General features: G+C 73.0%; 2 protein-coding genes. One reads left to right on the top strand and one right to left on the bottom strand.

Annotated features, from left to right (window positions below):
• The coding region (locus ACWDCZ_RS40625; RefSeq protein ID WP_449818628.1) for a putative sugar O-methyltransferase at positions 1 to 939 on the bottom strand (939 nt) is incomplete at its 3' end.
• A gap of 170 nt (positions 940 to 1109) precedes the next feature.
• On the opposite strand from ACWDCZ_RS40625, the gene ACWDCZ_RS40620 reads away from it, so the two are divergent.
• Positions 1110 to 2157, top strand: a 1048-nt coding sequence (locus tag ACWDCZ_RS40620) for a nucleotide disphospho-sugar-binding domain-containing protein (protein WP_449818627.1), incomplete at its 3' end; no start/stop codon positions are given.

Below are 2157 nucleotides of genomic sequence, written 5' to 3'. Positions count from 1 at the left end.
GCCCTCGTCGGGGCCCGCGACGGGCGCCGTGGACCGCCGGTACAGGGCCTGCCAGTAGTAGCTCCACGGGACGGCCCCGCCGTCGGCGACGGTCTCCCAGTGCGGCCCGGGGCGGTAGGACGAGAGGAACTTCGGCGCCAGCGCCTCGACGGCGCGGCTGTCGTGGATGTCGAGGACGTCCCGCAGCAGCCCGGTCGCCAGGGCCATCCGGACGACCTCCTCGCCCTGGGCGTGGTTGTCCAGCTCCTTCTCCAGGTACTTGCCGACCGGGTTGTTCACGTAGAGCGCCGCGCACCGGCGGTCGACCAGGTCGAGGTAGTTGAGCACCGTCCCGGGCGGCATCTCCGCGAACGAGTCGATGTTGAGGCAGAGTTCGAAGCGGCTCCCGCCGAGGGCCCGGTCCAGGTCGTCCGTGTCGTCGACCGGGACGAACCTGACGCGCGCGAAGTCCTCGGGGGCGAGCACCCTGCCGAGGTACGCCCGCGACAGCGAGAGCACGCGGGCCAGGTCGACGATGCAGTACTCCTCGACGCGGTGGTTGGCGAAGATCGCGTGGCAGGTCCGGCCGTAGCCGGCGCCGATCTCCAGGACGCGGGCGCCGTCCAGCGGGAGGTGGCGGGAGATGAAGTCCAGTTCGTGGACGGCGAGCAGGTAGTCCATGCAGACCCGGTCGCCGTCGTGGGTCACGGTGATGGGCGAGCCGAGTTCGCGGCCGCGGATCCGGCGCAGGCGGGACCGGTTCTCCGGCGTGAGCCGCGTGGCGAGTTCGAAGATGAGCGCCTTGAGGTAGCGGACGCCGTTGACCTGCGGATCCCAGAGGGCGAGCTTGAAGTTCACCGGCTCGGACTTGAAGGATCCGAGCTCGGCCACGCCCTGCTCGGTCACCTTGACGGAGTTGTTGTATTCCCACAGTGCGCTGGGGGCGTACCTGTCATCCATGGCTGCCGATGCTAGGAGGCCCGGCGGGCGGGGGCTTCCTCGATCGTGCTGTTCCCGGCCGGCCCGGCCGCCCGCCGCCCCCGCCGCCCCGAACACAGCACTCCGCGAGAAGTGCGGCCGTCCCCCGCGGTGCCAGAATCACCGGGATTCGTCCGAGCTCGGAGGGCCCGTTGCGCGTACTGTTCGTCACCGCACCGTTCCGCTCGCACCTCTACGTGCAGACGCCGCTCGCCTGGGCGCTGCGCACGGCCGGCCACGAGGTCCGGGTCGCCTGCTCGCCCCGCCTGACCGAGGACGTCGTCCGCACCGGGCTCACGCCCGTGCCGATCGGCGAGGAGGTCGACCTCGGCGACCTGATGGCGCGGTCGGAGCCGGAGCGCGCCCCGGCGGCGCCGGCCGGGGGCCGGAAGTCGCACCAGAGCGACTACCCCCTCGGCGACCCGACCGCCGAGCTGGCCTCCAACGCGGCCGGCTGGCGGACGCTGTTCAACCCCGACTCGTCCTTCGACGACCTGGTCGCGTTCGCCGAGCTGTGGCGCCCCGACCTCGTCGTCTCCGACACCTTCGTCCTCTCGGGCGCGCCCGCCGCCCGCCGGGTCGGGGCGGCGCACGCCCGCATGCTGTTCGGCGCGGACGGGCTCGGCCAGCTGCGCACGGCCTGCCGCGCGCAGTGGCGGGCACAGGGCTCCGACTGGGACGGCGTCGATCCGCTGCGGGAGTGGCTGGAACCGGTGTTCGGCCGGTTCGGCGTGGAGTTCGACGAGGAGGCGGTCCTCGGGCAGTGGACGGTCTTCCCGATGCCCACCTGGGTCTGGCGCCCGGCCGGGATCCCGTACGTCCCGATGCGGCACGTCCCGTTCAACGGCCCGAGCGCCACGCCGTCCTGGGTGTACCGGCGCCCGGAGCGGCGGCGGGTCTGCTTCACCCTCGGACTGGCGCACCGGGAGGGCCGCGGCCACGGGGTGTCCGCCTCGCCGCGCGAGGTCTTCGACGCCATCGCGGACCTCGACGTCGAGGTGGTCGCGACCCTCGCCCCCGGTCAACTCCCGCCGGGGCTCCGCGTTCCCGACAACGTGCGGGTGGTCGACTTCGTCCCGCTCAACGACCTCCTGCCCACCTGCGCGGCCGTCATCCACAGCGGCGGGGCGGGGGCCTTCGCGGCCGCCGTCGAACACGCCGTCCCGCAGCTGATCGTGCCCAACGTGTACTGGAGCGAGA

The sequence above is a fragment of the Kitasatospora sp. NPDC001225 genome, from assembly GCF_053597855.1.
This window is presented reverse-complemented; position numbering and strand designations above follow the sequence as displayed.